This is a genomic window from Leptolyngbya sp. GB1-A1, from assembly GCF_039962475.1.
Classification (GTDB): Bacteria; Cyanobacteriota; Cyanobacteriia; order Elainellales; family Elainellaceae; genus Leptolyngbya_A.
This window is the reverse complement of the sequence record NZ_JAMPLI010000004.1, coordinates 282,706-307,285: the sequence shown is the minus strand read 5'-3', so window position 1 is coordinate 307,285 and position 24,580 is coordinate 282,706. Positions and strand designations below refer to the sequence as shown.

Genomic DNA, 24,580 nt, shown 5'->3' with positions numbered 1-24,580 from the left:
CATACAGTGGGAAACAGGCGAGGTACAAAACACCGTGAACGAGAAAGGATTGTGGAACAGGTTGTCACCGTATTGCTGAGTGGGCTGGGCTTTTTAGGCGGAGTGCGATTTGGGCGCGTACTGCTGCGGCGAGGGGCAACGGCAGATAATCTGTTTCAAGGTAGAAACTGGCTGTCGCTGACCTTCCTGGGGGTCTACATCGGGCTACTGGTGCTGGTGTCCTACCTGTCTCAGGTGCAGGCACTCCCGATCGAATGGCGCGTTTCGGGAATGCAGTTTACCTGGACGGCAATGCGCGTGATTCTCGTCGGGTTTTGCGGGCTAGCATTTGTCGTGAGCTGGCGAACCGCTCGGCTTCAGGTAGTCGTGGTTGCGCTGTTGGGGCTGCTGGGGTTAATGGCATTTCATTCTTCCGAGCGGTACTTTCTCGCCCCGATCTACAGTTCTTTGGAAAACAACTTGCAGCCGAACGGCATCTTTCGCCAGACCTCGGATAGTAGCTGTGCCCCGGCAGCTCTGGCATCTGTCTTGCGGCTCTGGAACATTGAGGCAACTGAATCGAGCGTCGCGCAGCTTGCCGGAACCAGCTCTCTGGGGACCTCGATGCCTCAATTGGTGGGTGCACTGCAACAAATGAACCTCGACGGAATTGAGCTAACGCCCACCTGGGAGCAAATGCGGCAAATCAACCGTCCCGGTGTGTTAGCAACCTGGCTCGAACTGCGACGGGGTAAAGCTCCTCATGCCGTCGGGCTACTCGCTATGGATGAAGATACGGCAACGATCGCCGACCCTGATCGCGGCAAAATCCTCCGCCTGCCCAAAGCCAAGTTTGAGCAAATCTGGCGTAAACAGTATGTTCCGATTCTGCGTCCGGGCGACACCGTCTTAGTACCAGGGGATGCAGCGCGTTACCTCATGCAATTGGGCTACCTGGCGCAGTCTGAATCCGTCATGCCCGATGCCCTTCAGACCGCAACTCGCAGCTTTCAGGCCCAAATGGGGCTTCAGCCCACCGGAAAACTCGATCCCGAAACTGTCTTGCTGCTAAACGGTGCGTTTCTCGCAGGAGTGCCAACCCTCGATCGCCCGATCGTCACTTTTCCCGGCATAGAACTTCAGCAAGGCTCAGAGGCAATGGGCAAGATTCAATGGATTGACTAGCTCACGCTGAGCCACCTCCTAGCGGGTCAATTCTGGGAGAAATCTAACTCTCCTGAAGGTTGCGAAGTTCCCCCTCGCTCTTTTAGAGCAGCAAGTCAAAAGTTGGGAAATTAAGTGGGCAATGTCGCACCGCTTACACGCCTCAAATATCCTCAGGTAAATTTCACCTTATACATCTGAAACACTTCTCCCGGCTGCGTTTTCACAATCTTTGCGCCCGTGGATTCGATCGCCTTTTTCCAGCCGTCTAGCGATTCGAGGAAGACTTCTGCGCCCAGGTAGGTTTCCAGGATTGCCCAGTTTTCGGCGATCGGCGTATCAGGAATTAGCACATCGAAGACACAAAACCCGGTAGGCTTCAGCACTCGCTTTACAGCAGTGAGAACCTGCTGCCAGTAGGCGATCGGGTAATAGCAGCTAAACCCAGTGGCGATCACCAGATCAAAGAAAGCAGGGTCGTATTTGAGTTGATCGGCTCCGCCCAACTGCACGCCCTTAAACAGCTTCGAGTTGAGTTGGGGTCCGCGTGTGTTGAGAATATCTTGTGCTTCGGTGCTGACATCCTGCCCATAAAAATAAGCGTCCCAGTCGCGCCAGGGATAAATCAAAAAGCTGACACCACAGCCGATATCCAGGCATTTTTGTGATTTTTGTGGCTTGGCAATTTCCCAAAAAGGCGAATTGAGCCGACTTGTGAGCTGTCCGGTTACCCACTCTCGAAAAATCGGCATTTCTTCCACTTCTGGCGGTAGATCGATCGCTTCCCGTCGATATTCCCGGTTAAACCGCAGCATCACTGCCTCGATTTGAGGCTGCCAATCACCCGATGGCTTGCCCAGAATATCGCCCAGTCCACTACCCGCCGTTTTGCCTTTCTCTTTTGCCATGCCTTGTTGCTGTGCCCTTCAGGATAATAATGGTCTCAAAGCCCCCCTAATGAGGAGCCAAAGGGAAATAGAGAGGGCAATGTAGTGAATTTGCCACACTTCAAGCATCCTCATCCTTCGATCAAGGAAGATTCACACTGGGAAAAACAGGTCAATGAATGCGTTTTGTCAGAAAAAACTAGCCTCTCAAAGCACGGCGGAAGTTTTGTCGATAAGAGGGATTGCCCAAAATCAGCAGGGGCCACAGTAGCGCCAGGTACAGTCTTCCACTGCTAAAATTAGTACGGTGGAACCCTCTCCAGAACTTAATTACACCGCCCACATAAACCCCGATCGCCAAGAAAACCAGAACATTTAGCATTGATTTAGCCTTCTTTGAACCTAAAGCTTTCCTTCAAGTGTAAATTAGCAACCTGAACTCCTGCTATAGGTTGCGACGGCTTCGCAATTATCTAGTTTTGCCTTCGTTAACTATTAACAATTGTTGCGCACACTTTAGAATCTCTCCTGACGGACACCCCAACCCCGATGGACTGTAGGAGACTAAAAAAAGCTCGATGCAGTAGCTAATCGCGTTAGCCATGCCTTACCGAGTCGGCGAAATTCAAGGAGGGAAGTATGAGAGCAGTGCTGATGGCAGGGGGGTCAGGAACCCGGCTGAGACCATTGACCTGTGACCTGCCCAAGCCAATGGTTCCGGTGCTGAACCGTCCGATCGCCCAACATATTGTGAATCTGCTGCGCCGTCATCGCATTACCGAGATTATTGCGACGCTGCACTATTTGCCTGATGTCATGCGCGACTATTTTCAGGACGGCAGTGAGTTTGGGGTACAGATGACCTACGCAGTCGAGGAAGATCAGCCCCTGGGCACGGCAGGCTGCGTTAAAAACGTCGCAGAGCTTTTAGACGAAACATTCCTGGTGATCAGCGGCGACTGTATTACCGACTTTGACCTGACGGCAGCGATTCAGTTCCACAAAGAACGGCGATCGAAAGCAACGCTAATTCTCACTAGTGTGCCGAACCCGAGCGAATTTGGCGTGGTGATCACCGACGGACAGCACCGGATTCAGCGATTCCTGGAGAAACCTTCTAGCAGCGAAATTTTTTCAGACACGGTGAATACCGGAACCTACATTCTGGAGCCGGAAGTTTTAGACTACCTGCCGCCCAACCAGGAAACCGATTTTTCTAAAGACCTGTTCCCGCTGCTGCTGGAGAAAGGCGAGCCGATGTATGGCTTTGTGGCAGAAGGATACTGGTGCGATGTCGGACATCTGGACGCTTACCGTCAGGCGCAATATGCCGCGCTCAACCAAGAGGTGAAGCTGGAATTAGACTACCCGGAACGATCGCCCGGAATCTGGGTCGGACAAAACACCCATATCGATCCCTCGGCACGGCTGGAGTCGCCCGTTTTAATCGGACATCACTGCCGCATCGGGGCACGGGTGCAGATCTCTGCCGGAACCGTGATTGGCGATAACTCGATCATTGGTAACGATGCCAACCTGAAGCGTCCGATCATCTGGAATGGCGTGATTGTGGGCGAAGAGGCGCAGCTCCGGGCTTGTGTCGCGGCACGGGGAACCCGGATCGATCGGCGGGCAAACGTTTTAGAGGGTGCAGTGGTTGGCTCACTTTCCACGGTGGGCGAAGAATCGCTCGTGAGTCCAAATGTTCGTATCTGGCCCAGCAAACGAATCGAACCGGGCGCAACCCTGAACATGAATCTGATTTGGGGACACGCAGCCCACCGCAACTTATTCGGACAGCGGGGCGTTTCTGGTCAGGCAAATGTCGATATCACCCCAGAGTTTGCGGTGCGATTAGGAGCTGCCTTTGGTTCCACGCTGAAGCCCGGTTCGCAGGTGATTGTCTCTCGCGATCAGCGTCCGATTTCGCGCATGGTGTCGCGATCGCTCATTGCAGGATTAATGTCGGTCGGGGTGAATGTGCAAAATTTGGAAGCCACGGCAATTCCGGTTGCGCGAACGGTGACTCCCACGCTGGCGGTTGCCGGAGGCATTCATGTCCGGATGCATCCTGAGCGATCGGATCATATTTTGATCGAGTTTTTTGACAATAAGGGCATTAACCTCTCCAAAGCGCGAGAAAAGAAGATCGAAGGCGCATACTTCAAAGAAGACTTTCGGCGGGCGCAGATTCAGGAAATTGGCAACGTTGCCACTGTGACGCAAACCACCGAAATTTATAGTGCTTGCTTCGAGCGAATGCTGAATGCCGAGGCGATGCGAAATGGCAATTACAAAATCGTGATCGACTATGTGTATGCCGTGACCGGAGCCGTGCTGCCGCAAATTCTGGGTAAGTTTGGCTGCGATGCGGTGGTGCTGAATGCCAGCCTTAGCCATACGGTTCCATCGACTGCCGATCGCGAAGCGTTGCTCAGCCAGCTCGGTCATGTGGTAGAAGCCTTGAAAGGGAATCTAGGCGTTCAGGTTTCTGCTAACGGCGAACAGCTCATTCTAGTCGATGAATCTGGCAACACGATTCACGGCGAAATGCTAACTGCCCTGATGGTTCACCTGATGCTGATGGATCACCCACGCAGCGTTGTTGTGGTTCCGGTGAGTGCCTCCAGCGTGGTCGAGCAAATTGCCCGCCGTCATGATGGCAAAGTGATTCGCACCAAAGCTAACCCAACTGCGCTGATGGAAGCTTGCCACACGAATCCGAACGTGGTACTGGGCGGCAGCGGCGACACCGGGTTCATTTTCCCGCAAATGCACCCCGGCTTTGATGCCATGTTTTGCATTGCCAAGCTGCTCGAACTGCTCTCGCTTCAGCAGCAAGACGCCTACCGCACCCCCCGCACTCTGGGACAAATTCGGGCAGAGCTGCCGCGCGTTTGTCACCGATCGCTCACCGTACGCTGTCCCTGGGCAGCTAAAGGAGCCTTGATGCGGCATCTGGTTGAAACCCGCTCCTCCAGCCCGCTCGATTTGACCGACGGCGTGAAAATTTTTAGCCCCGATCGCGATAGCTGGGTGCTGCTGCTGCCCGATGCCGGAGAACCCGTGGTGCATCTTTATGCCGATAGCTTCGATCGCAACTGGGTCGATGAAACCTTGCGGGAATATCGTGCCTACGTGCAGGAGTTTGTTGATCAGGCGCATAGTCACGACGATCGCCCGGTTGACCTGATGGATCTAGCCGAATAGGAAGCGAATCGAGGAGAGCAGAACCAGGGAGGGGGACAATACAGAGATGTCTGGCTTGGCACAGGCTCAGAGCGCAGGCTCGGATGAACAAACTTATCTAACCTTGATTTTTCTATACCAATCCCCATTCTCCTGGTTTAAAGTAAGATAGTAACCCGAAGTAATACATTTGTACAGTCAGGAGCCTGCTGACCTATGAATAGCTGCATTTTGATGGGAGAAGTGACCCAAGACCCGCAACTGCGCTACACCCCGGATAACCAAACACCGATCGCCGAAATGTGGGTGCAGTTCCCCGGGCTGCGTGACGACGACCCGCCCTCAAAGCTGAAAGTGGTCGGCTGGGGTAACCTGGCGCAGGAAATCCAGGAACGCTATCACCAGGGCGATCGCATCATCGTTGAAGGGCGACTCAACATGAATACAATCGATCGTCAGGAAGGCTTCAAAGAAAAGCGGGCAGAACTCACCGCGCAGCGCATTCATCACGTCAACGCAGATGCTACCCTAACCACCGTTGCCAGTGCCCCCAGTGCCCCTGCTGCATCAACCCCTAAAGCCACCCCTGCTGCGCCCACTCCCACCGTCAAGCCAGCGATCGGCAAATCGGCAAAAGCAGAATCGAGCAAACCCCCTGCATACGCTGCACCTGCTGCTGACCCGGTAGACTACGACGAAATTCCCTTTTAAATCCCACAACCTAAAATCAACCGCCGAAACGTGTAAAGTTAGCAGCCAGGCTTGCACTTGCGAGTTACTGGCTCGTTTTGCATGGGAACGTAATTTTGAGGCATTGCCATACACTACCGTACCGTTGCCGCCCAACTGTTTATTCTGGCCGTTGAGCAGCGTTCGTTAGGGTTTAGGGCAAACAGTCGAGATAGGTTTCCATATCCCAATTGCTGGTGGTTGCCAGGAATCTTTCCCACTCGTCGCGCTTGTACCAGGCATAGAGCGGATACATTTCTCCAGGCATTGCAGCACGAATGACCTCATCGGCTTCCAGGCGATCGAGGGCTTCCCCCAGGGACATCGGCAGCTTTTTCACCTGCTTCCCGGCTTCCATTGCCTCATAGAGATTGCGCTGTTCTGGTTCGCCGGGGTCGAGGTTGCGCTTGATGCCGTCGTCGAACGCCTTCAGGAGCGCAGATGCCATTAGATAAGGATTGACCATCGAATCAACAGCGCGATACTCAAACCGACCGGGAGCTGAAACCCGCAGGCCACAGGTACGATTCTGATAACCCCAGTCGGAGTAAACGGGTGCCCAAAGCCCGGTATCCCACAGCCGTCGATAGGAATTCACTGTCGAACAGCCGATCGCCGTGAGGGCGCCCAAATGTTCGATCACGCCGCCGATACAGTGCAGTCCAATCGGCCCCGGCATTCGCTTCGAACCTTCCGGAACGGGCATAAAGGTATTTTCGCCGCCTTTGCGGTAGGTGAAGTTTTCGGGCATTCCGGGCAGGTCTTCCATGCCGAACGGATTCAGCGTTTCTTCACCATCGCGCCAGAGGGAAAGATTGTGATGACAGCCAGAAGCAGACACGCCCATAAACGGCTTCGACATAAAGCAGGCAATCAGATTGAACTCGCGGGCAACCTGGGCGCAGATCTGGCGATACGTGGTGAGGCGATCGCACGTCCGCAGCGCATCGTCGTAGGTGAAATTCAGTTCGAGCTGTCCGGGTGCGTCTTCGTGGTCGCCCTGGATCATATCCAGACCCATTGCCCGGCCGTATTCAATCACGCGCAAAAACACCGGACGCAGTTCTTCAAACTGATCGATGTGATAGCAGTTTGGCTTCGTCACGCCGCCCACCGGTTGACCGTCTGCGCCTTTTTTCAGCCACATCATTTCGGGTTCGCAGCCGTGTCGTAAATGCAGCCCGTGTTCGGTTTGAAATTGAGCGTGAATGCGCTTCAGGTTGCCGCGACAGTCGGAGGTGAGGAATGCGCCCGGATCAACTTCTTCTTCCCGGTTGCGAAAACAAACGCAGTACACCCGCGCCACTCGCTTATCCCAAGGCAACTGACAAAAGGTTTCCGGGTCGGGAATGGCAACCAGTTCAGCCGCTTCAGGACCATAGCCAATGTAGTTGCGATAGCGATCGAGAAACAGATTTGCCGTGGAGCCGTAAACCAACTGAATGCCTTTTGCGGCGATCGATTCCCAGTGATCGGCGGGAACACCTTTACCCACAACGCGCCCCGTGACGGAAATAAACTGGTAGTAAATGTATTGAATGCCAAGCTGATCAATTTTGGCGCGAACCTGTTGAACCTGCTCATCCCGTCCATCCGCAGAAACGTATGCTTCCACGTCGGTTAATGTCTCAAGCTTTGTTAAAATGCCTGTCACCGATCGTCCTCCCCCCTATTGTTAGAGCGTAGTTAAAGCGTATTGGTTGAGAAGTGTTGCGAAGTTTTGCGAATCTAAAGTTGAACCGTTCCTCTGGTGTCTACTAAACTCAAATTGTTATAACAAGTTTGTATCTCACAATACGAGTTTTAGATTTCTTTCTCCCTGTTCCTGCGATCGTCATTGACCAAATCATCATTGATCAAATCATCATTGATCAAATCGTTATTGACCAAACGGAAACGGTTTCCAGGGAATCCACTTTGTCCAGAGCTGTGCCATAGTGCCATCTGCCATCAGAGCCTCCAGCGTTTCATTGAGGGCATCCCGCAGCGCAATTTGTCCTTTTCTAACGCCAATCCCAAACGGAACCTGAGTCGGCAGCGTAAACGCAACGCGCAGAGAACGGTCTTCCTCCGCGGGGACAATTAGCACCAGTTCATCATCAATTACTGCGTCAATTTCACCCGATCGAAGTGCCGCTAGCATTTCGGGAAGCACTTTGTCGCTGCCGGGAAAGGGAACAGCGATCGCGTCAGAGAAAGTCTCAACCAGGGCAATATTGGTGCTGTCTGCCAAGCCGCCCACTTTTAATCCAGCCAGGTCTGCGATCGTATGAATTTCGCTGTTCGATCGCACTAAAACTGCTTCATCAAACAAACCATAAGGACGGGTAAAATCGACCCACTCCTGTCGCTCTTCGGTGATTGCCTGATTAAACCAGACCACGTCATATTTACCGCTCTGGGCACGGCTATAAAACTCATTCATGGGTAAATTATGCCACACAGGTTCCAAGGCCAGTCGAGCGCACACAAGCCTTACCAAATCTGGCTCATAGCCCGATCGCACTCCCTGGCTTACATTAGTCATAGGACGGGCATCGAAGTCACTGGCGATAATACGCAAATAGCCTGCTTCAACAGTGGTTAAGGTTTGAGATGTCATGAATTGTTGAAGAATAGGAGAATCGAAACGTGAACTTAATAAATATCAGATCGCGATGAACCTAATCAAAATCAAGAATTTAGAAGATAGCGAAAAAAACTCAAGCAATCAGGCAATAGATATGCTCGATGAAATTGAGCGACAAAGATAAATAATACTTAAAAACAATACTTAAAAAGTGTCGTGGGACGTAGCCAGAAATACACTTTCTCGAACGAGTGAGCTTATTATAACAAGTAAGGATTTTCAGTAAAGATCGTGGTGAACTTTATTTTTGAGAGGTTGCTTGGAAAGTAGCCTATCTCCTACATTGCCCCCTCAATTCCTCAACTTTTGACTTACCGCTCTAAAAGAGCGAGGGAAACTTTGAGTGTGAGCGTGATTGGCTTAGTGTCCCTCAAGATTAGGGGGCTAAGGGGGCGGTTCGGGACAGGGCAGTCGTTTAAACAACTTCTCATCCAATCGCGTTCAGCATTCGATCGCATCACTTAACCCTGCCGATCACCTTATCCGTTTCTCTTCACCCTCAGGCCAGCAAAAACGATGACTTACCACCCCATTCAACTTACCGAGGCACAGATTCAGCAGTTTCAGGAAGACGGATTTTTAATTCTGGAAAACTTTCTGCCGCCGGATTTTGCTCAGCAGTTAGTCGATCGCATAGAGCCACTGTTTCACGGTCAGTTTGAGACGGGCATTTATCCCGATGAGTGGCACTGGCGACCAGGGCTAAGTTTGCCGGATATCACGCGGGAAATCTGTAATGCCTGGAAGTGTGATTTGACGATCGCTAGTCTGGTGCTGTCGGCGGAAATTGGGCGACTGTCGGCAGCACTGGCAGGCTGGGATGGAGCCAGAATCGGACAAGACAGTCTGTGGATGAAGCCGCCGGGTGCAAAGGAAATTGCGCTACATCAGGACGGAGCATATATTGATTATCTGAATCCCCCCGCAATGATGACCTGCTGGATCGCGCTCAACGATGCCACTCCCGCAGATGGAACCTTGGTCTATGCCAGAGGCTCTCACAAGTGGGATCTGGTGAACGTGGAAGGCGAATTCCATGCCCCCACAAAGGACTATCGCTGGGCAATGTTGCAGGCAGCAGAAAATGCAGGCGTGACAGAACCGGAACTGGTCTTCGTAGAAGTTCCTGCAGGCGGCTGCGCCTTTCATACCGGACGGACCTGGCACGGCTTATGCAAAACAACCCGCACCGAAGGCGTGTTTCACAGCATCGGACTGCACACGCTTCCCTCTAACGCGCAGTTCCATCCTACAAACAAAGCAGGCTACATTTATGGACGCTATAAGCGGGTCAACGACACTACCATGGACGAAAGTTTTTTCCCAATTCTGTGGACAAAAGACGGCGATCGATCGTCCTTCCTAGCCGATTACTGCAAGGATGGTTTGCTATCACGAGTGGGGTCGATCGCTTAATTGATAAGGTAAGGTTTTGTCCAGCGATCGTGCGTTACTTAGTTTCAGACGAACCGCCGAAAGGGAAACAGATAATTGATGTTGTCACACAGATTGTTTGTGTGAAATGATTCATCTTGCTAAAAACCAGTGCGTCCCCTATGAAAGTTCTGCACTGGCTCAGGCTCCACTGTTGATTTAGGAGGCAGTTGATTTAGGAGGCAATGATTTAGGAGACCATTGATTCCGACTAATGGGAATCGCTTACGAAAGCAGTGGGCTAGGGTACGTCTGCTATCCCCAATGCAGCGGGTGGAAGTCGCATGGTTTTATCACTACTCCAATGCTGAGGATAGGTCAAACTTCTGCAGCGTCTCGATCCAGAATTCAAGTTTTAAGTCGGGTCAATGCTTCTCCGGGCGACTCCTATTTCTGAACAAGGAGACTGCTTTGCATCACTATACTTCTTCCCGGTCTTGCCGCCGCACACCGTAATCTTCAGAGGATTCGGGGTCAAGCTCCCAGCGGCGATCGTCACGCTGCTCCAGAATGTCTTCGGTTCGCAGAAAGGCACGATCGTCCATTTCCAGCCCCACTGCTGCGCCAATTTCGTCCACGATGTCCATATCCGGCGTATTGACCGTGCCGCCCACCGATTCATCGCCGACCGTGCTGGCTTGATAAGGATCAGAGTCAATATCGCCGCCTACGACCTGTTCATAGTCCTCAGGAATTCCATTACGGCGATCGTTCATGGTGCGTCCGCCAATATTCAGTCCTGGCAGATCGTGAACGCCCGTCCCATACGACTCCGTAAGCTCCTGAGGAACATCATCACCGTAAATAATTTCTTCGGTTGCCTCGTCTTCCAAATCAGGAGGCATATTGCCTCTAAACTCGCCCGGATCGCGAGCGTCTGAGTGCATCTCTTCGCGCATAGGTCACTCCCGCATTCTTGCTGATGCTGCAAGGTTAGCCGAAGCTTTTACCGCAACGAATCTTTAATTAGGCAGAAAGGCGATCGGCGGGAAGAGAGATTAGACGCTGAGAACAATCATAGCTAGCCGCGATCGCCCCAACTCCCTTAAATCGATTCCGGCTCTTGCCCCGAAACCACAGGCGCAACTTTTCTCAGCTTCAGCTCCGGGTGGTCGCCTTCGACTTGCTGACAGTTCCACTCGTTGCGGAACAGCAAGACAGGACGACCCCAGCTATCTTTTGCAGCTGCCGTATTGAATAGGCGACCAACCTTATTCAGTGCCTCCCAACCGCCCTCAACCCATCGCGCCACGCTAAAGCCCAACGGTTCCAGCAGGGTTTCAACGCCATACTCGTTTTGCAGACGAAACTGCACCACTTCAAACTGAAGCTGTCCCACTGCCGCCAGAATCGGATCGCGCTTTGCCTCGTCTACTGAGTACATAATCTGCACCGCACCTTCTTCCCGCAGTTCGCTCACCCCTTTGCGGAATTGCTTAAACTTCGACGGGTTCGGGTTCTTGAGATAAGCAAACAGCTCCGGCGAGAACATTGGGATGCCGTCAAACTCTAGTCGCTGACCGCTGTAGATTGTATCGCCGATCGCGAACACGCCCGGATTGTTCAGACCAATCACATCGCCCGGATACGCTTCCATCAGCGACTCTCGATCCTGCCCAAACAGCTTTTGCGGGTGAGACAACCGCACCGTTTTGCCCGATCGCGCATGGCTCACGACCATATCTTTCTCAAACTTACCAGAGCAGACACGAATAAAGGCAATGCGATCGCGGTGGCGTGGGTCCATATTCGCCTGAAGCTTGAACACAAACCCGGTAAATTCTGGCTCGGTCGGCTGCACTTCGCCCAATGTACTGCGGCGTGAACCGGGCTTCAGGGCATAGTCCAGAAAGGAATTGAGAAATAGCTCAACGCCAAAATTAGTCATTGCGCTGCCAAAGAATATCGGAGTCAGTTCGCCTGCATGAATCGCTTCCAGATCAAACTCTGTGCCCGCCATTTCTAGCAGTTCCAAGTCTTCCTTCAGCTTGTAGTACAAATCAGTTTCCAACAGATCCTCAATACGCGGATCACCCAGATCCACAACCGTATCTACTGCCTCACGGCTGCCGTGCGCCGATCGCTCAAACAGGTGAATCTTGCGCTCCCGTCGATCGAACACGCCTTTGAAGCGATCGCCCATGCCGATGGGCCAGTTCACTGCATAGGTTTTCAGCCCCAGCTCTTTCTCGATTTCGTCCATCAGCTCAAACGGATCTCGTCCGGGGCGATCGAGCTTGTTGAAGAAGGTGAAAATTGGAATGCCGCGCATCCGGCAAACTTCAAACAGCTTACGGGTTTGGGGTTCTAGACCTTTCGCCGCATCCTCCAGCATCACCGCATTGTCCGCAGCCGCCAGCGTCCGATAGGTGTCTTCACTAAAGTCCTGGTGTCCCGGCGTGTCTAGCAGATTGATCCAGTAGTCGTCGTACTGAAATTGCAGCACGGTCGAGGTAATCGAAATCCCCCGCTGCTGCTCCATTGCCATCCAGTCCGAAGTTGCATGACGCTGCGCTCGCCGAGCTTTCACCGCTCCCGCTTCATGAATCGCACCCCCGTACAGCAGCAGCTTTTCGGTGAGGGTTGTTTTTCCGGCGTCCGGGTGGGAAATAATCGCAAAGTTACGGCGTTTCTCAACGGCAGCAGCAATCTCAGTCTGGATCTCGGTCTGGAGTTCAGTGGACATTCTCAAGCTCTGTAAACCCAACTTTCATTATAAAGAATGTTGTCGGGCAGGAGGTAAAAGCAGCATAGAAGAGAGGCGATCGAGCTGATCAACGTTAACCATGATTTCATTCGCATTGCTTTGAGGAATGACATGATTGGTCATCGGTTGCCACTCTAGGTGCATCGTAACGTTGTGTGAGGTTTGCCTAACGGCAAAACGCAGCAGCGGTAGATAACCCTAGCATCTCCACAGGCAGCTCTCGTCCGTCCGCTGCCGTGAAGTGTTGAGCTGGTGTGCACACTGCTCATACCACATTAATCTGGTCAGCGTCTTGATAACTGAATAAACTATGAAGACAAAGTGGGTTCAATTTTGCTTTATTAAAGAACTTAACTTTTGAGAACAGAAGAATAGCTTATGGCAAGAACAGGGTTGGAGATACGGAATGAGATGAAGAAGATTGAGCAATCTTTTCATATCAAAGCGTATTCTAATATGCGGCAACTATTATTAAGTCTTTATACGTTTAGAGAGAATTATCTTCTGTTCAGACAACACCTAGAAGCCCATAACGATATCGATCTTCTTCTCAATTCAGATGTTTTCAAGCGTAAACCTCTTAGATGGGAGTATCATCCCTTAGAGCAAAAAACTTATCAGTTATTTCTAAATTTTGTCGCCTCAGCAAAAGCTCTCATTGATCACACTAGAAATATTGTTGAAAGTTTATATATTGGAACAGATTTTCATAAGGAATATAAAAATAAAGTTAGCAAAGAGCTAGCAAGTATACCTGTTCGTGTATTTGTCCAAGATTTACGGTCCTATGTTCTACATAATAAATTTCCATTTGTTAGTCCCCAATTCAAACTCCGACGTGTGTCACCAGTTGGGAGTTCTGAAAATCTCGCTGTTTCTACAGTTAAATTGACACTCAGCAAGCAGCAGCTTTTGAAGTGGGATAGCTGGACAAAACCTTCAAAACACTATCTTGAAGCCCAAAATGATCAAATACCCCTCGACACTCTCATTGATGAATACTATTCGTTGATAGACAACTTTTATTTGTGGTTGGATAAACGTCAGCGAGAGATGCACGAATCAGAATATTCATGGCTATTAGACCAGTGGGAAGAACTGTACCAAAAACTTGAAGATGCTATGTCTGCACAGTACAAAGAATTATAAGCACTTGTTCTACCCTGACAAAATAACCTCTGGGTTACTGTCTCCACAGATAACTTAAAGCAGCCCAACAAGTTATTAGACTGAATGCTTCTGCCTAAGATCCCTGGGCAGCGATATAGGCTGAAATATCTCCGCATAGGATCTCACTTTAGCTGTTTAGACGGAAACAATTCTGTATAAGAGCCTAATTCAGGGGTTTAGGTAGAAATATTCTGTATAATCCTCCTTCCCTGCCTCAAAACCAGTTGCTTCGCAGTTCCCCGAAGGAGTAATCGCCCTAAACAGGTTTTTAGCAATCATGTTTAGGCTGTGTTGATTGTAGATCGATGGGCAAGATTTACGCCGATCGTCCCTGCTCCTTTTGCACAAGGCAAATTGATGAGCATATTAGAACGATAGGCTCAAATCCCTCTTGCAGGGAGTTCAGGAGGATCGAACAGTTTTCAGGTTGGCAACTGCCAGATTCTCACCGTTTTATCTGAACTGCCGCTCACCAGCAGCTTACCGTCTTGACTAATCGCCAGGGAGTTTACAGCATCGGCGTGATCTGCCCAGGTCATTAGCACTCGACCGCTTGCTAAATCCCAGATGCGAATGGTTGTATCGCTGCTGCCGCTGACCAGCAATCGATCGTTTGGCGTAATCACGATCGCATTCACATCACGAGTGTGTTCAGCCAGCGATCGCAGCATTTCCCCGGTCTGGTAGTTCCAGACGCGAATCGTTTTGTCTTTGCTGCCTGTAACCAACGTTTTGCCATCTGCACAAAAGGCGATCGAATTAATCGAGTTGAGGTGGCCCGATAAAACCTGGAGGGGGCTGCCCGTTGTCAAATTCCAGAGCCGCACTTTGTTGTCCAATGCACCACTTGCCAACAGTTTGCCATCAGGACTGATTGCCAGCGTCCGAATCATGCCTGTTTCACCGCTCAGAGTTCGCATTAATGCGCCCGTGGTCAGACTCCAGATGCGGATCGTGCGGTCTTCGCCGCCGCTGACAAACAGTTTGCTGTCGGGGCTAACACTGACGGCATTGACATCGCGACTGTGACCCGTCAGGGTTCCCAGCAGCGTACCCGTACTGACATTCCAGATTTTAAGCGTGTAGTCATCGCTGCCGCTAATCAGGGCTTTGCCATCAGGACTGAGGGCGATCGTATTGACGCCCCGGCTATGCCCTTTCAGGATAGACATTTCTTGACCCGTCATGGCATCCCAGATCCGCACTGTATCATCCAGACTGCTGCTTGCCACTTTTTGAACATTGGGGCCAATAGCAACGCACGTTACCCAGGAAGCGTGTCCGGTGAGAATGTGCATTGCGCGGGACGATCGATTGCTGCCCCGACTCGAAATCACGTTAGGCTGACCCGAATTGGGTGTCGCAGGCAAACTCTCCCAGGGCGGCTGGACCTGAGGTGGCTTTGGAGTGGGCGGAGTAGAGGCAAACGGATTAGACAGAGGGGGTTTAGACGAAGGCGGTTTACTGGCTATGGCAGGCGGTACGGTGGCTCGTTTGGGAGCACTGATCGGCTGTCCCCCCAAGCCAACAGGCTGAATGGGCGGCTTTGCAGTTCTCGCCAGGGGCAATTGCGCCACAGTGGGGAAAAAGGAGTCGGCATTCAGGTCACGCATGACCTCATCGGCAGACTGATAGCGTTCGTTGACCAGATCCTTCAGCATATAGTCCAGGATGTGGGCAAGCTGATCGCTTACCAGCGTTTTCTTGTCATTGCGCAAATATTCTCGCCAAATCCAGCAGCCGTTGAGCGGGTCATAAAGGTTGTCGGGTCGAGTTTCCGTCATTAAGTGCAGGCAGGTTGCCCCCAAACTGTAGAGATCGCTGGCAGGATATGCCTTGCCGCCGCGAAACTGCTCCATTGGCGCATATCCTTCTGTGCCAATTCGGGTTCCCTGCTCTCCGGCAGACTCTTCGTTAATTTGCTTGGCAACGCCAAAATCGATCAGAATTAGGCGATCGTCTGACTGACGGCGCAAAATATTGGCAGGCGTAATATCTCGGTGAATCACCTGATGGCGATGAATAAAGCGCAGCACGGGCAACACATCCGAGAGCACATCCCGAATCTGTCGTTCGCTAAACGCCCCATTTTGCCGCATTTCTTGCAGCAGGCTTTGTCCCTCGACGAATTGCTGCACCAGATACAGGTAGCGTTCCTGCTCAAAATACGCTAGCAGCGTTGGAATCTGGGAATGCTCACCCAGTTCGTCCAACCGTACCGCTTCCTGGTTAAAAAGCTGAACCGCCTTATCCAAAGACTTCGTTCCCTGAATTTGCGGCGAAAACTGCTTGATCACACATTTGCTGTTCAGTCGATCTTCGTCAACTGCCAAATACGTCTTGCCAAATCCACCTTGTCCGAGTGGCTGCACTGCCCGATACCGACCTCGCAGGCGGATCAGAGCATTGCCGCAGCCTTGACAGATTGTTTCACTCGCGGAGTTGAGCGGTTTCTTGCAGTGAGGATTGAGACAGCAAATCATAGCGGGTAGTGCACTCAGGCGAAGGGTTGTTTCCTAATCTTTCCTCCTAACCTTAAGATGCCCAAGCCAGGCAGTGTAACGGGCAGAAGGTAACGTAAATCAGGCAGCGACAAGATCATGAATTGCCCCAGTCATTCTCCCGACGGGAACCCACGCTCCAGCGGACAATTTCAATGTTTCTCAACATTGTTCCTCAACATAGAGCCAGTTCAATGCTCTGGATAGTTTGACAGCTTGGCATCAAACCTTGGCATTCCTTAGCATTAACCTCAGCACTTCCTTGAGAAAAATTCTTTTAGCACAGTAATTGCCCTAGCCTAAATCTTAAATTTAATCATAGGCTGGATACTACATTCTGAAGCGATCGCACTCTACAAAAATCGCCGCTTTTCCCTAGCCCTTCTCCTCTAGCTTGGCATTTCTTGGGGCATTCCTCTGGGCAGTTGCCTGCACGATCGCCTGACGAAAGCCCAGCACTACCAGCACATTTGCCAGCGTCAAAAATGACTCTGCACTGCCATGCAACCAGTCCACATTAGCAAGAGCTTCACCGTAAGCTACTTTTGCGTAAATTCCCGCAGGAATCGTCACACCCACAAACACCAGCGTCATATAAAAGCCAATCAGGGCAAGCCGGGGCATTTGGTGCGAACGAGTGAGAAACCAGAGGAAACCAAGATAGGGGAACAGGGATAGACCAAATAGGGTTTCGGGAGTCATGCGATCGGGGTGTCCTTACGGCTTTGCCAGATCCACCAGCCTGCCGCGCACAGGGTGAAATTACCAATCAGCGTAGTTGCAGCTTGCAGCATCACCAGCCATTCCAGCGCAGGGCTGTTATCAAAAAAGTGCCAGGTACAGGCACACATCGCGCTAATGAGCGCAGGCAGCATCCCAAACGAGAGGGCACGCCATGCAGAATTGCGGCTTACCTCGCTATAAGTCCAGATCAGCCAGATGGCGGCGATCCACTCAATCACGCTGGAGACATGAATCATCCAGGTGGGAATCGAAAGGGCGTGCATGAGGGGGCATGGATAAAACAATCAGATTGTATTGTAGCTTGCGAGCCCGAACCAGGCTCTATCCGTTTCTCAATGCCCATCTAGCAGCGAACCAGAATCAAAGCGAACCAAACCTGAGGAAAATACCTGCGAAAAATTACAGAGGCTTCATAATTTCGGGTGATTGCATAAAAAACTGCTGCTAAAGCAGACAACGGAATTTCGATCGAAGAAAGTAGTGATGTAATCTTCACTACGAAATACTTTGCTGAATCTACGGAGAGTCGCGTTGACCTGCTCTCCTGATTCTCGCATTGTGATTCACACCTTTCCTTGTTCTCCATTCATTCCTCAGCCCCAATGTCTATGCCTGCTATGTCCCCTAAAGTTCGCCTGGAATCTTACCTGACGCTGGAAGAGTTAAAGAATCGCTATAAGCAAACCAAAGACCGGATTGAAGCACGTCGCTGGCATTTGCTGCTGCTGGTGGCACAACAATGGACGATCAAGCAAGCCTCAGAACTGGTTGGGCTGAACTACGACTACGCCAAAACGATCGTGCGCCGCTACAACAGCGAGGGACCGGAATCCGTCCGCAATCGCATTAAAGAACGCCAACCCCCTACCCCCCGATCGCTGCTCACCCCTGAACAGCAGCAGGAACTCCGACAGGTGCTTCAGGGCACGGCTCCCGATGGAGGAAGCTGGTCTGGTCCCAAAGTTGCTCAGTGGATCGCAGAGAAGACCGGACGGGATCGCGTGTGGGCACAGCGCGGGTGGGAATATTTGCAGCGGTTTGGGAATTCCCGATAGCAGGGTGGATACGCGATTACTCCTCCACATCCCCACTCCTCATCCCTACTCCTCATTCCCCTACCCATTTACCCATCCACCCATCCACCCCCTCTCTCCAGTATTGTTTTAGGAGAAACGCACCCAGGGGAAGTCAAAAATGCGGGCAGTACTATGCGGCTACTATGGTATGGGAAATGGCGGCGACGAGGCACTGCTGGCAACGCTGCTGCAAATGCTGCCTGCTCACGTTGAGCCGATCGTACTTTCTGGCAATCCGATCGAAACTGAGAAGCAGTATCAGGTCGAAGCGGTACCGCGCAAATCCTTACCTGCGATCGTTCAAGCATTTCGCCGAGCAGATGCGTTTGTTTGGGGCGGCGGAAGCCTGATGCAAGATGCCACCAGTGCCCTAAATCCCTTTTACTATGGGGGGTTGATGCTGCTAGCCCAGCAGATGGGCTTACGCACGATCGCTTGGGCACAGGGTGTGGGTCCCTTACGGCGATCGATCTCTGGCTGGCTGGCACGTCAGTCTTTTCGAGGCTGTACTGCGGTGAGTGTTCGAGACAGTGCGTCGGCTTCACAGGTAGATTCCTGGCAAGTGCCGCTGACCCTGGCTCCCGATCCAGTCTGGGCACTGAAATCCCTGCCCGTTCCGGGTTTGTGGGATTTGCCTGCGCCCAGGGTTGCCGTTGCCCTGCGCTCCCACTCGCGCCTTACACCCGATCGCCTGACGCTGATAACCCGTGCCCTGGCAGATTTTCAGAAGGCAACGCAAACCTGTATTTTGCTCGTTCCGTTTCAGCCCGCCCAGGATCTCGCGATCGCCGAAGCGATCCAGCCGCAACTTCCGGGCGTGAGCCGTATTTTGACGCTGATCGATCCTCAGCAGCTCAAAGGCTTGTTTCAAGGAGTAGAGATGACGATCGGGATGCGGCTTCATGCGCTGATTATGGCGGCGGCGGCGGAGTGTCGCTGTTATGCCATCAGCTATGATCCCAAGGTGAGCCAACTCATGCAGGATTTTGAAATGTCAGGTGCGACGCTGGACTCCCTGCCGACGACGGCGAGCGCGTTAACCCATGATTGGCTGGAGCTATTTGCCAATGGCGATGCCCTGAATCCAGCTCAAATTCAGGCAACGGTCGATCGAGCGCTGATTCATCAGGAAGTATTGCGATCGGCTTTACGTTAGGGGAGTCAAGTCAATTCAGCGGAGTGGCTGCGCCAGACGATCGAGCCACTTGCTTAACCGAGTCCTTAACTATAAGATGAGCGGCAGTAAGATGAGCGGCAGTCGGGCAACACCATTAACTAACTTATAAATCTGTTGCTAAACCGATTTTCTATGTTACTAAGTTAAGAGTCTCAGTGAAGCGTGTGCGGCAGGCTGGACTGAGATTGGGTGATCTGAAGAAAGTTGAACAGCCGAAGTAGAGGAAATCTTCCCTATTTCAAGCGAATTCGGCAAGATTTGAGGATTGGTGTGCTGTTTCTCAGATGTGTTGTTTCCTAATAGTCTGTGTCGATCAAGATGGTGTGAGTTTAGCCGGACGGAGTCTGCCGTGCGGTGAAATTGAGCTTAGGTGATGCGTGCCCTTGTGAGTGGAAGCTATGAGTGAACCGAATTTCCCTTTGAAGCCTCAGGCAGAACCAGGACTAGAATCTTCCCTAGACTGGTGGAATCCTTTTCCCGAACTGACCGATTCTGAACTGGCAAAGACCGAAGCAACCTGCGAATCGCCAGACGTGCAGCCTTTAGCGTTAGATGAGTCAGCGTCGCAAGAAGTTCCCCTTACGGCCCCGGTTAACGCTTATGTTGCGCCTGTAGTCGTTAGCCCGTCGAGCGGGGTTAGCCCAGCAATCGCCAGTCCAGGGTCAGCATCAGGAAAGCCTGCGGCAAGCGAGATTTCTGAGTCGCTCACGGCTGCTCTGTCAGAACAGCTTCCCCAGTCATCTGAGCCGCCGAACCTGATTGATTTGATCAGCCTGATTCAAGAATTAAATCAATGTAATGGGGTGCTGCTCGATCGCGTTTCCCAGCTTGAAGAAGCCCTGGAACGCAGTCAACAAGCCCTAAAAGGACAAATCGAACGATCGCCTGAAGCGTTTGCTACTCCCCAGTCTGAAGATCTGGCAACAGCTCAGGCACAGATTGCCAACCTGTTTAGCCAGCTTGAATTTGCCCATCAAACCAACCAGCGACAGCACATCCTGATCGAAACGCTTACGGCAGAACTGGAAAGTAGCCAGGAGCGAGCTGCCCAGCTTGAGCGGGAGGCTGCCCTACTTCAGCAGCGATACAACGAACAGGTGCAGTCCTTAGTGCAGTCCGAAGGAACCTGCCGCGATTTGCAGGCAAGGCTTCAACGTCAGCAGCGATACACACTTCAGTTTAAAGCCGCGCTCGAAAAATGTCTGGAGATGCCGATGCCGCAAACGGACTCCAGCACAGAAATGATTGCTCCCCCGATCGATAGCCTCCTCCTGCCCAAAGCACAGCAGATTCAACCCTGGTCAAAGCCTGTTGTCCTGCAAGAGTCGCTGCTTCCCTGGATGAAGCGGTTCAAGAGTGCGGATGAACTGGCTTCCCTAGAGGCAGATCAGGCAGCGGCTGAAGTCGCAGAACTCCTGTCTGAAATTGCTCCGATCGAAGAACCAAAGGCGATCGAAGAACCTGTCCGCTCCAATCCAATCACAGTTCAGCTCCCGGTGCTTGCTCCGCTCAGTGCAACTGCATCAGATACCGCAGAAGATCAGCTCCAAGAGCAGGAAGTGTTTGTTGAGGCTGATCAAACTACCGCTCAACCTCAAGCAGAGCCGATCGCTTCGCAGTTTGCCGCAGAAGCTACTGCCTTAGAGCCAGCCCCTCCTGTCTCAATTAGCTACGACCTAAAGACCTCGGCTGAAATCTTGCCGTCGCCCGATCTGCTGACCCAATTGGATGCCGTCGTTCAACCGCTCGCCGATCACTTTGTGGAGGCTTTGCTGTCTCAGACGGTGGGTCCTCAAACCGTAAGTTCTCAAACCGTGAGTACAGAAGCGGCAGAAGCAGAAATGGCAGAAACCAAGCCAATGCAGGGCGAATCTCCTGAAATAATGGCTGTTGAATTGCCACTAGTTGAGTCTATTGCTGACCCCGATGACGTGATTGTTTCTGACGCCGATCGCCTGCTGGCTTCTGCAATGTCCGAAGCGGAAGATGCCCTCTGGCAAGACCTGGCGCGACTGATTGAGGTTGCTCCAGAAGAGGTAGTCAAAGCAAGTTTAACAGGCGATTTGACAGCGTTTGCATCACTCAATTTCGATGAGTCAGAACAGCCTGCCCAACCCTTAAATCCTCCCTCAATCAATCCTTCCTCGACTTCTGCCCCCCTCAATTCGAAGCCACAAACTGGTGTAACAGAACCTCAAATTTCAACACCGCCCACCGAACCAGCCACGCAGAAAAGCTCTATTCCAGCCCTGGCTGCTAACCCAAACGCGCCCTCACCGCTTTTGCATCCGTTCCGCCCTGTAAAGGCAAAGCGATCGCTGAGCAGTGTCGAACTTCCATCGTTTTTGCAGCAGGAAGACTCAAAGCCCCTGCCGACCTGAAGCCGCCTTACGCAGGTGTGCCAAAGTTCTGTGTCCAGTAGTAGCGGGACTGAACTGTACCGGAGTCTTGCTCCATCAAGAAAAATCCGACTCCCAGTTCCGTTAACTCTGGGTTGAGAATGTTAGCTCGGTGACCAGAACTCTGCATCCACGCCTGCACCACGTTCTCTGGTGTTGCATAGCCTGCTGCTACGTTTTCTCCTGCGCTGTCGTAGCCATAGCCTGCTGCCCGCAATCGATCAAATAGCGAAGAGCCATTCGAACCGGTGTGACCAAAGAAGTCATTCAACGCCATGTCCTGGCTATGAGCCAGCGCGGTTGCCGTTAACACAGAGTTCCAGCGCAAGGGCGACAACCCTGCCTGTGCTCGATATTGATTGGTGATGTCTAACACCGATTGGACGATCGGATCTGGGGCTTGAGGCAGAGGAAGCTGTAGGTTGGCCAGACCGACCTGAACGGGTTCCTGGTCGAGCTTCAATTGATAGCGCGTTTTGCCTTGCTGGCGCGAAACTCGCACATAGTAGGTTCCAGGACCGACCTCACGGCGAATGGTTTCGCTGGTGCGCCCAGGCTGGCTAGACTGACTCAACAGTTTGCCCTGCTGATTGAACAGTTCAAGATTTGCGTTCGCCTGAAGTCGGGATAAGGAAAGGTTCAGCCAGCCGCGCTGTTGGGAGTGAATTTTGTAAAGCCGCTCCGGGGTCAAAGAATTGAGCCGTCCGGTGCTGCTGTCCTCAGCCATTAGAACTTTAGCGGTACTAGCAGCTCTGAAATCTTTCGATCGCATACGCACTGTCTCTGCTCTAAGAACGGGCATTGCTAGTGTTTGTTCTGCGACGAAAAAAACAGTCAGTGTAATTGTCTAAAATTAGACTTTTTTTTGATACAGTCCGTACTTTTACGGCTTTGCTTCAACTCAGAACATCCTCGGATAAAGGCATATTTAATCAAACACTAAAGCTGAACTGCTTGAATTAATTGGTTTTTAGCGAGAAGCCCTTCAAGTAGAGATATTTGCAGAAAAAATCATTTCCTACGCGGTCATGTGACCAAAATCACATCTAACATCTCAACCTACCGATAGAAGACAAATTTTGATTACCTGTTTCGATCGTTTGTTAAGCAGTTGTTTGAGCTTTGCAGTAGTATCCAACCGTGATACTCAACAGCAATATCTAATAAGTACCGACAGTTCGATCGCAATGCATGAATGACTAAATCTGCTTTGAAAATCGCGTTTCATCCGTGGGGGTGAGCATGGTGGTGAGCGCGATCGCAATCATGAGGTCTTCTGCATAAATTGAAGATCCTTATTACCCATTAAGCAATGCCCGTTTAAGCCACAAGCAAACCACAAGTAAGCCACAATAAATAACGTTTTGAACGGGTAGAAAACGAATTAGTTTAATACATCTTAGATATACTATCAGATACTCTCCGTGCCAGAAAAAACACGGGTGCAGCGATAGCAGGGCGAATTATAGGAAACCAGGAAATCGAACGAATGAAGCGGGAAACAAGAAAACATCATCGCACCGATTCGTTTATGCGTTTGGCTATTGTGGGATTGACGGTGGGAGTGATTCTGGGTACAGTCACCCATGCCCTGCTCAATCGAATGCAGGTAAAGCAACGACTCGCCTGGGGAACTGTGAAACAACTGACCCTGACCTCAATTTCTCCAGGGGTGAATCAGGCTGTCGCAATGTTTCCACTTGCTTCGCCGACGCATCAACTCATACCCGTTTCTCCAAAAACAGATCGCATTACGATTAGTGCAGTCGGTGATCTGATTCCGGGCAGCAATTCTAAGGGCAGTCTTTTACCCGCAGAACCGGGAGAAGCACTAGCGCAGGAAACTCAGCTTTTGTTTGGCAAAATTAAGCCTTTTCTGGGGGAAGCCGACATCACTTTTGGCAATTTTGAAAGCACGTTGACGACTTATCCCTACAGCGCAAAAAATACGAGTCAGAGAATGACGTTTGCCTTTCGCACGCCGCCTGTGTATGCCCAAATGCTTAAAGAAATGGGATTTGATGTGTTAAACGTTGCGAATAACCACACGTTTGATTTTGGCGAGCCGGGATTTACAGAAACGATCGCCCAAATTGAACAAACCGGGATGAAAGCAATCGGACAAAAAGGAAAAATTGTTTATACACCAGTGAAAGGAACAACGATCGCCTGGATTGGTTTTAGCTATTTCAGCGATCATAACTCAATGCACGATTTAGACACGGCTGCAAAACTCGTTCAGGAAGCCTCTCAAAATGCCAATCTAGTGATTATTTCGGTTCATGCGGGCGCAGAAGGCAGCGATCAAACTCGTGTAAGCGATCGAACCGAGTATTTCTTTGGCGAAAATCGTGGCAACATCTTGCAATTTTCCCGCTTCATGATCGATCAGGGCGCGGATGTGATTTTGGGTCATGGTCCCCATGTGCCGAGAGCGGTCGAGCTTTATAACGATCGATTGATTGCTTATTCACTCGGCAATTTTATGGGCTACGGAACGCTATCTACCGTGGGTGCGTTGGGCTATTCGATGGTGCTGCAAATAGAGCTAGATCCGCAAGGGGAGTTTATTTCTGGCAGAGTGCTTCCGGTCGCGCTCGATCGCTACGGTATTCCTTATCTGGACGATTATTTTCAGAGCGTGATTTTGGTGCGAAACTTGACGCGCAGCGATTTTCCAGAAACACCGCTGGTGGTTGACGAGATGGGCTATTTAGTACGAACCGATCGATAGACATCCTTAGATAGATTTAATAAGAACCTGTTACTCTCTTCGGTCAAGGGGAATTTTCTAC

General features: G+C 51.4%; 19 protein-coding genes. 9 read left to right on the top strand and 10 right to left on the bottom strand.

Features of this window, described 5'->3' with window-relative positions; genetic code table 11:
• The first annotated feature begins 51 nt into the window (after window positions 1-51).
• Window positions 52-1,164: a cysteine peptidase family C39 domain-containing protein gene (locus NDI45_RS06890; RefSeq protein ID WP_348246837.1), complete on the top strand. Its 1,113-nt coding sequence runs from the start codon at window positions 52-54 to the stop codon at window positions 1,162-1,164.
• Window positions 1,165-1,316: 152 nt separating this feature from the next.
• On the opposite strand, the gene NDI45_RS06885 is transcribed toward NDI45_RS06890, so the two are convergent.
• Together NDI45_RS06885 and NDI45_RS06880 are read right to left on the bottom strand one after the other, a co-directional pair.
• A complete protein-coding gene (locus NDI45_RS06885; RefSeq protein WP_348246836.1) occupies window positions 1,317-2,051 on the bottom strand; it encodes a class I SAM-dependent methyltransferase in 735 nt (244 codons plus the stop codon).
• Window positions 2,052-2,229: 178 nt separating this feature from the next.
• Entirely contained in the window at window positions 2,230-2,412 is a 183-nt protein-coding gene (locus tag NDI45_RS06880; RefSeq protein WP_190793220.1) for a hypothetical protein, read from the bottom strand.
• Window positions 2,413-2,669: 257 nt separating this feature from the next.
• Here NDI45_RS06880 and NDI45_RS06875 point away from each other — a divergent pair, with 257 nt between their 5' ends.
• The gene (locus tag NDI45_RS06875; protein ID WP_348246835.1) at window positions 2,670-5,240 is read left to right on the top strand and encodes a mannose-1-phosphate guanyltransferase; all 2,571 of its coding nucleotides are present in this window, start codon (window positions 2,670-2,672) and stop codon (window positions 5,238-5,240) included.
• Between the two features lie 195 nt (window positions 5,241-5,435).
• Window positions 5,436-5,930 (top strand): single-stranded DNA-binding protein, encoded by a 495-nt coding sequence (locus NDI45_RS06870; protein ID WP_190793222.1) that lies wholly within the window; start codon window positions 5,436-5,438, stop codon window positions 5,928-5,930.
• 172 nt (window positions 5,931-6,102) lie between these two features.
• On the opposite strand, the gene NDI45_RS06865 is transcribed toward NDI45_RS06870, so the two are convergent.
• Entirely contained in the window at window positions 6,103-7,602 is a 1,500-nt protein-coding gene (locus tag NDI45_RS06865) for a glutamine synthetase (protein WP_348246834.1), read from the bottom strand.
• Between the two features lie 225 nt (window positions 7,603-7,827).
• Window positions 7,828-8,550, bottom strand: a complete 723-nt coding sequence (locus NDI45_RS06860; RefSeq protein WP_348246833.1) for an ABC transporter substrate-binding protein — start codon at window positions 8,548-8,550, stop codon at window positions 7,828-7,830.
• Window positions 8,551-9,093: 543 nt separating this feature from the next.
• Between NDI45_RS06860 and NDI45_RS06855 the strand changes: the two genes are divergently transcribed.
• Window positions 9,094-9,993 carry a phytanoyl-CoA dioxygenase family protein gene (locus tag NDI45_RS06855; protein WP_348246832.1) on the top strand — a complete coding sequence of 300 codons (900 nt, stop codon included), beginning with the start codon at window positions 9,094-9,096 and terminating at the stop codon, window positions 9,991-9,993.
• Between the two features lie 437 nt (window positions 9,994-10,430).
• Here NDI45_RS06855 and NDI45_RS06850 read toward each other — a convergent pair whose 3' ends face one another.
• Together NDI45_RS06850 and prfC are read right to left on the bottom strand one after the other, a co-directional pair.
• Window positions 10,431-10,856, bottom strand: coding sequence for a DUF6335 family protein (locus tag NDI45_RS06850; RefSeq protein WP_348246858.1), 426 nt, complete (start codon window positions 10,854-10,856; stop codon window positions 10,431-10,433).
• Between the two features lie 200 nt (window positions 10,857-11,056).
• Entirely contained in the window at window positions 11,057-12,697 is a 1,641-nt protein-coding gene (prfC, locus tag NDI45_RS06845; protein ID WP_348246831.1) for a peptide chain release factor 3, read from the bottom strand.
• 432 nt (window positions 12,698-13,129) lie between these two features.
• On the opposite strand from prfC, the gene NDI45_RS06840 reads away from it, so the two are divergent.
• Window positions 13,130-13,867, top strand: a complete 738-nt coding sequence (locus NDI45_RS06840) for a hypothetical protein (RefSeq protein WP_348246830.1) — start codon at window positions 13,130-13,132, stop codon at window positions 13,865-13,867.
• Between the two features lie 443 nt (window positions 13,868-14,310).
• On the opposite strand, the gene NDI45_RS06835 is transcribed toward NDI45_RS06840, so the two are convergent.
• From NDI45_RS06835 to NDI45_RS06825, 3 genes are all read right to left on the bottom strand, one after another.
• Window positions 14,311-16,371, bottom strand: a complete 2,061-nt coding sequence (locus NDI45_RS06835) for a protein kinase (RefSeq protein WP_348246829.1) — start codon at window positions 16,369-16,371, stop codon at window positions 14,311-14,313.
• Window positions 16,372-16,764: 393 nt separating this feature from the next.
• A complete protein-coding gene (locus NDI45_RS06830; RefSeq protein WP_348246828.1) occupies window positions 16,765-17,091 on the bottom strand; it encodes a DUF3593 domain-containing protein in 327 nt (108 codons plus the stop codon).
• Window positions 17,088-17,396, bottom strand: a complete 309-nt coding sequence (locus NDI45_RS06825) for a DUF2499 domain-containing protein (RefSeq protein ID WP_190792392.1) — start codon at window positions 17,394-17,396, stop codon at window positions 17,088-17,090. Before NDI45_RS06825 ends, NDI45_RS06830 begins: the two co-directional genes overlap by 4 nt.
• 354 nt (window positions 17,397-17,750) lie before the next feature.
• On the opposite strand from NDI45_RS06825, the gene NDI45_RS06820 reads away from it, so the two are divergent.
• The 3 genes from NDI45_RS06820 to NDI45_RS06810 all read left to right on the top strand — a co-directional run bounded on the left by NDI45_RS06820 (window position 17,751) and on the right by NDI45_RS06810 (window position 21,767).
• Window positions 17,751-18,188: a helix-turn-helix domain-containing protein gene (locus tag NDI45_RS06820; RefSeq protein WP_190792391.1), complete on the top strand. Its 438-nt coding sequence runs from the start codon at window positions 17,751-17,753 to the stop codon at window positions 18,186-18,188.
• A 139-nt stretch (window positions 18,189-18,327) separates the two neighbouring features.
• Entirely contained in the window at window positions 18,328-19,365 is a 1,038-nt protein-coding gene (gene csaB, locus NDI45_RS06815) for a polysaccharide pyruvyl transferase CsaB (protein ID WP_190792390.1), read from the top strand.
• A gap of 419 nt (window positions 19,366-19,784) precedes the next feature.
• Entirely contained in the window at window positions 19,785-21,767 is a 1,983-nt protein-coding gene (locus NDI45_RS06810) for a hypothetical protein (protein ID WP_190792389.1), read from the top strand.
• A gap of 7 nt (window positions 21,768-21,774) precedes the next feature.
• On the opposite strand, the gene NDI45_RS06805 is transcribed toward NDI45_RS06810, so the two are convergent.
• The gene (locus tag NDI45_RS06805) at window positions 21,775-22,587 is read right to left on the bottom strand and encodes a CAP domain-containing protein (protein WP_190792388.1); all 813 of its coding nucleotides are present in this window, start codon (window positions 22,585-22,587) and stop codon (window positions 21,775-21,777) included.
• Window positions 22,588-23,316: 729 nt separating this feature from the next.
• Between NDI45_RS06805 and NDI45_RS06800 the strand changes: the two genes are divergently transcribed.
• Complete coding sequence (locus NDI45_RS06800) at window positions 23,317-24,519, top strand: CapA family protein (RefSeq protein WP_348246827.1); 1,203 nt, start codon at window positions 23,317-23,319, stop codon at window positions 24,517-24,519.
• The last annotated feature ends 61 nt before the right edge of the window (window positions 24,520-24,580 follow it).

Bases quoted from the DNA above. Each gene is read 5' to 3' on its own strand.
- NDI45_RS06885 (WP_348246836.1), bottom strand. From the start codon at position 2,051: ATGGCAAAAGAGAAAGGCAAAACGGCGGGTAGTGGACTGGGCGATATT.
- NDI45_RS06880 (WP_190793220.1), bottom strand. From the start codon at position 2,412: ATGCTAAATGTTCTGGTTTTCTTGGCGATCGGGGTTTATGTGGGCGGT.
- NDI45_RS06875 (WP_348246835.1), top strand. From the start codon at position 2,670: ATGAGAGCAGTGCTGATGGCAGGGGGGTCAGGAACCCGGCTGAGACCA.
- NDI45_RS06870 (WP_190793222.1), top strand. From the start codon at position 5,436: ATGAATAGCTGCATTTTGATGGGAGAAGTGACCCAAGACCCGCAACTG.
- NDI45_RS06860 (WP_348246833.1), bottom strand. From the start codon at position 8,550: ATGACATCTCAAACCTTAACCACTGTTGAAGCAGGCTATTTGCGTATT.
- NDI45_RS06855 (WP_348246832.1), top strand. From the start codon at position 9,094: ATGACTTACCACCCCATTCAACTTACCGAGGCACAGATTCAGCAGTTT.
- NDI45_RS06850 (WP_348246858.1), bottom strand. From the start codon at position 10,856: ATGCCTCCTGATTTGGAAGACGAGGCAACCGAAGAAATTATTTACGGT.
- prfC (WP_348246831.1), bottom strand. From the start codon at position 12,697: ATGTCCACTGAACTCCAGACCGAGATCCAGACTGAGATTGCTGCTGCC.
- NDI45_RS06840 (WP_348246830.1), top strand. From the start codon at position 13,130: ATGAAGAAGATTGAGCAATCTTTTCATATCAAAGCGTATTCTAATATG.
- NDI45_RS06835 (WP_348246829.1), bottom strand. From the start codon at position 16,371: ATGATTTGCTGTCTCAATCCTCACTGCAAGAAACCGCTCAACTCCGCG.
- NDI45_RS06830 (WP_348246828.1), bottom strand. From the start codon at position 17,091: ATGACTCCCGAAACCCTATTTGGTCTATCCCTGTTCCCCTATCTTGGT.
- NDI45_RS06825 (WP_190792392.1), bottom strand. From the start codon at position 17,396: ATGCACGCCCTTTCGATTCCCACCTGGATGATTCATGTCTCCAGCGTG.
- NDI45_RS06820 (WP_190792391.1), top strand. From the start codon at position 17,751: ATGTCCCCTAAAGTTCGCCTGGAATCTTACCTGACGCTGGAAGAGTTA.
- csaB (WP_190792390.1), top strand. From the start codon at position 18,328: ATGCGGGCAGTACTATGCGGCTACTATGGTATGGGAAATGGCGGCGAC.
- NDI45_RS06810 (WP_190792389.1), top strand. From the start codon at position 19,785: ATGAGTGAACCGAATTTCCCTTTGAAGCCTCAGGCAGAACCAGGACTA.
- NDI45_RS06805 (WP_190792388.1), bottom strand. From the start codon at position 22,587: ATGCCCGTTCTTAGAGCAGAGACAGTGCGTATGCGATCGAAAGATTTC.
- NDI45_RS06800 (WP_348246827.1), top strand. From the start codon at position 23,317: ATGCGTTTGGCTATTGTGGGATTGACGGTGGGAGTGATTCTGGGTACA.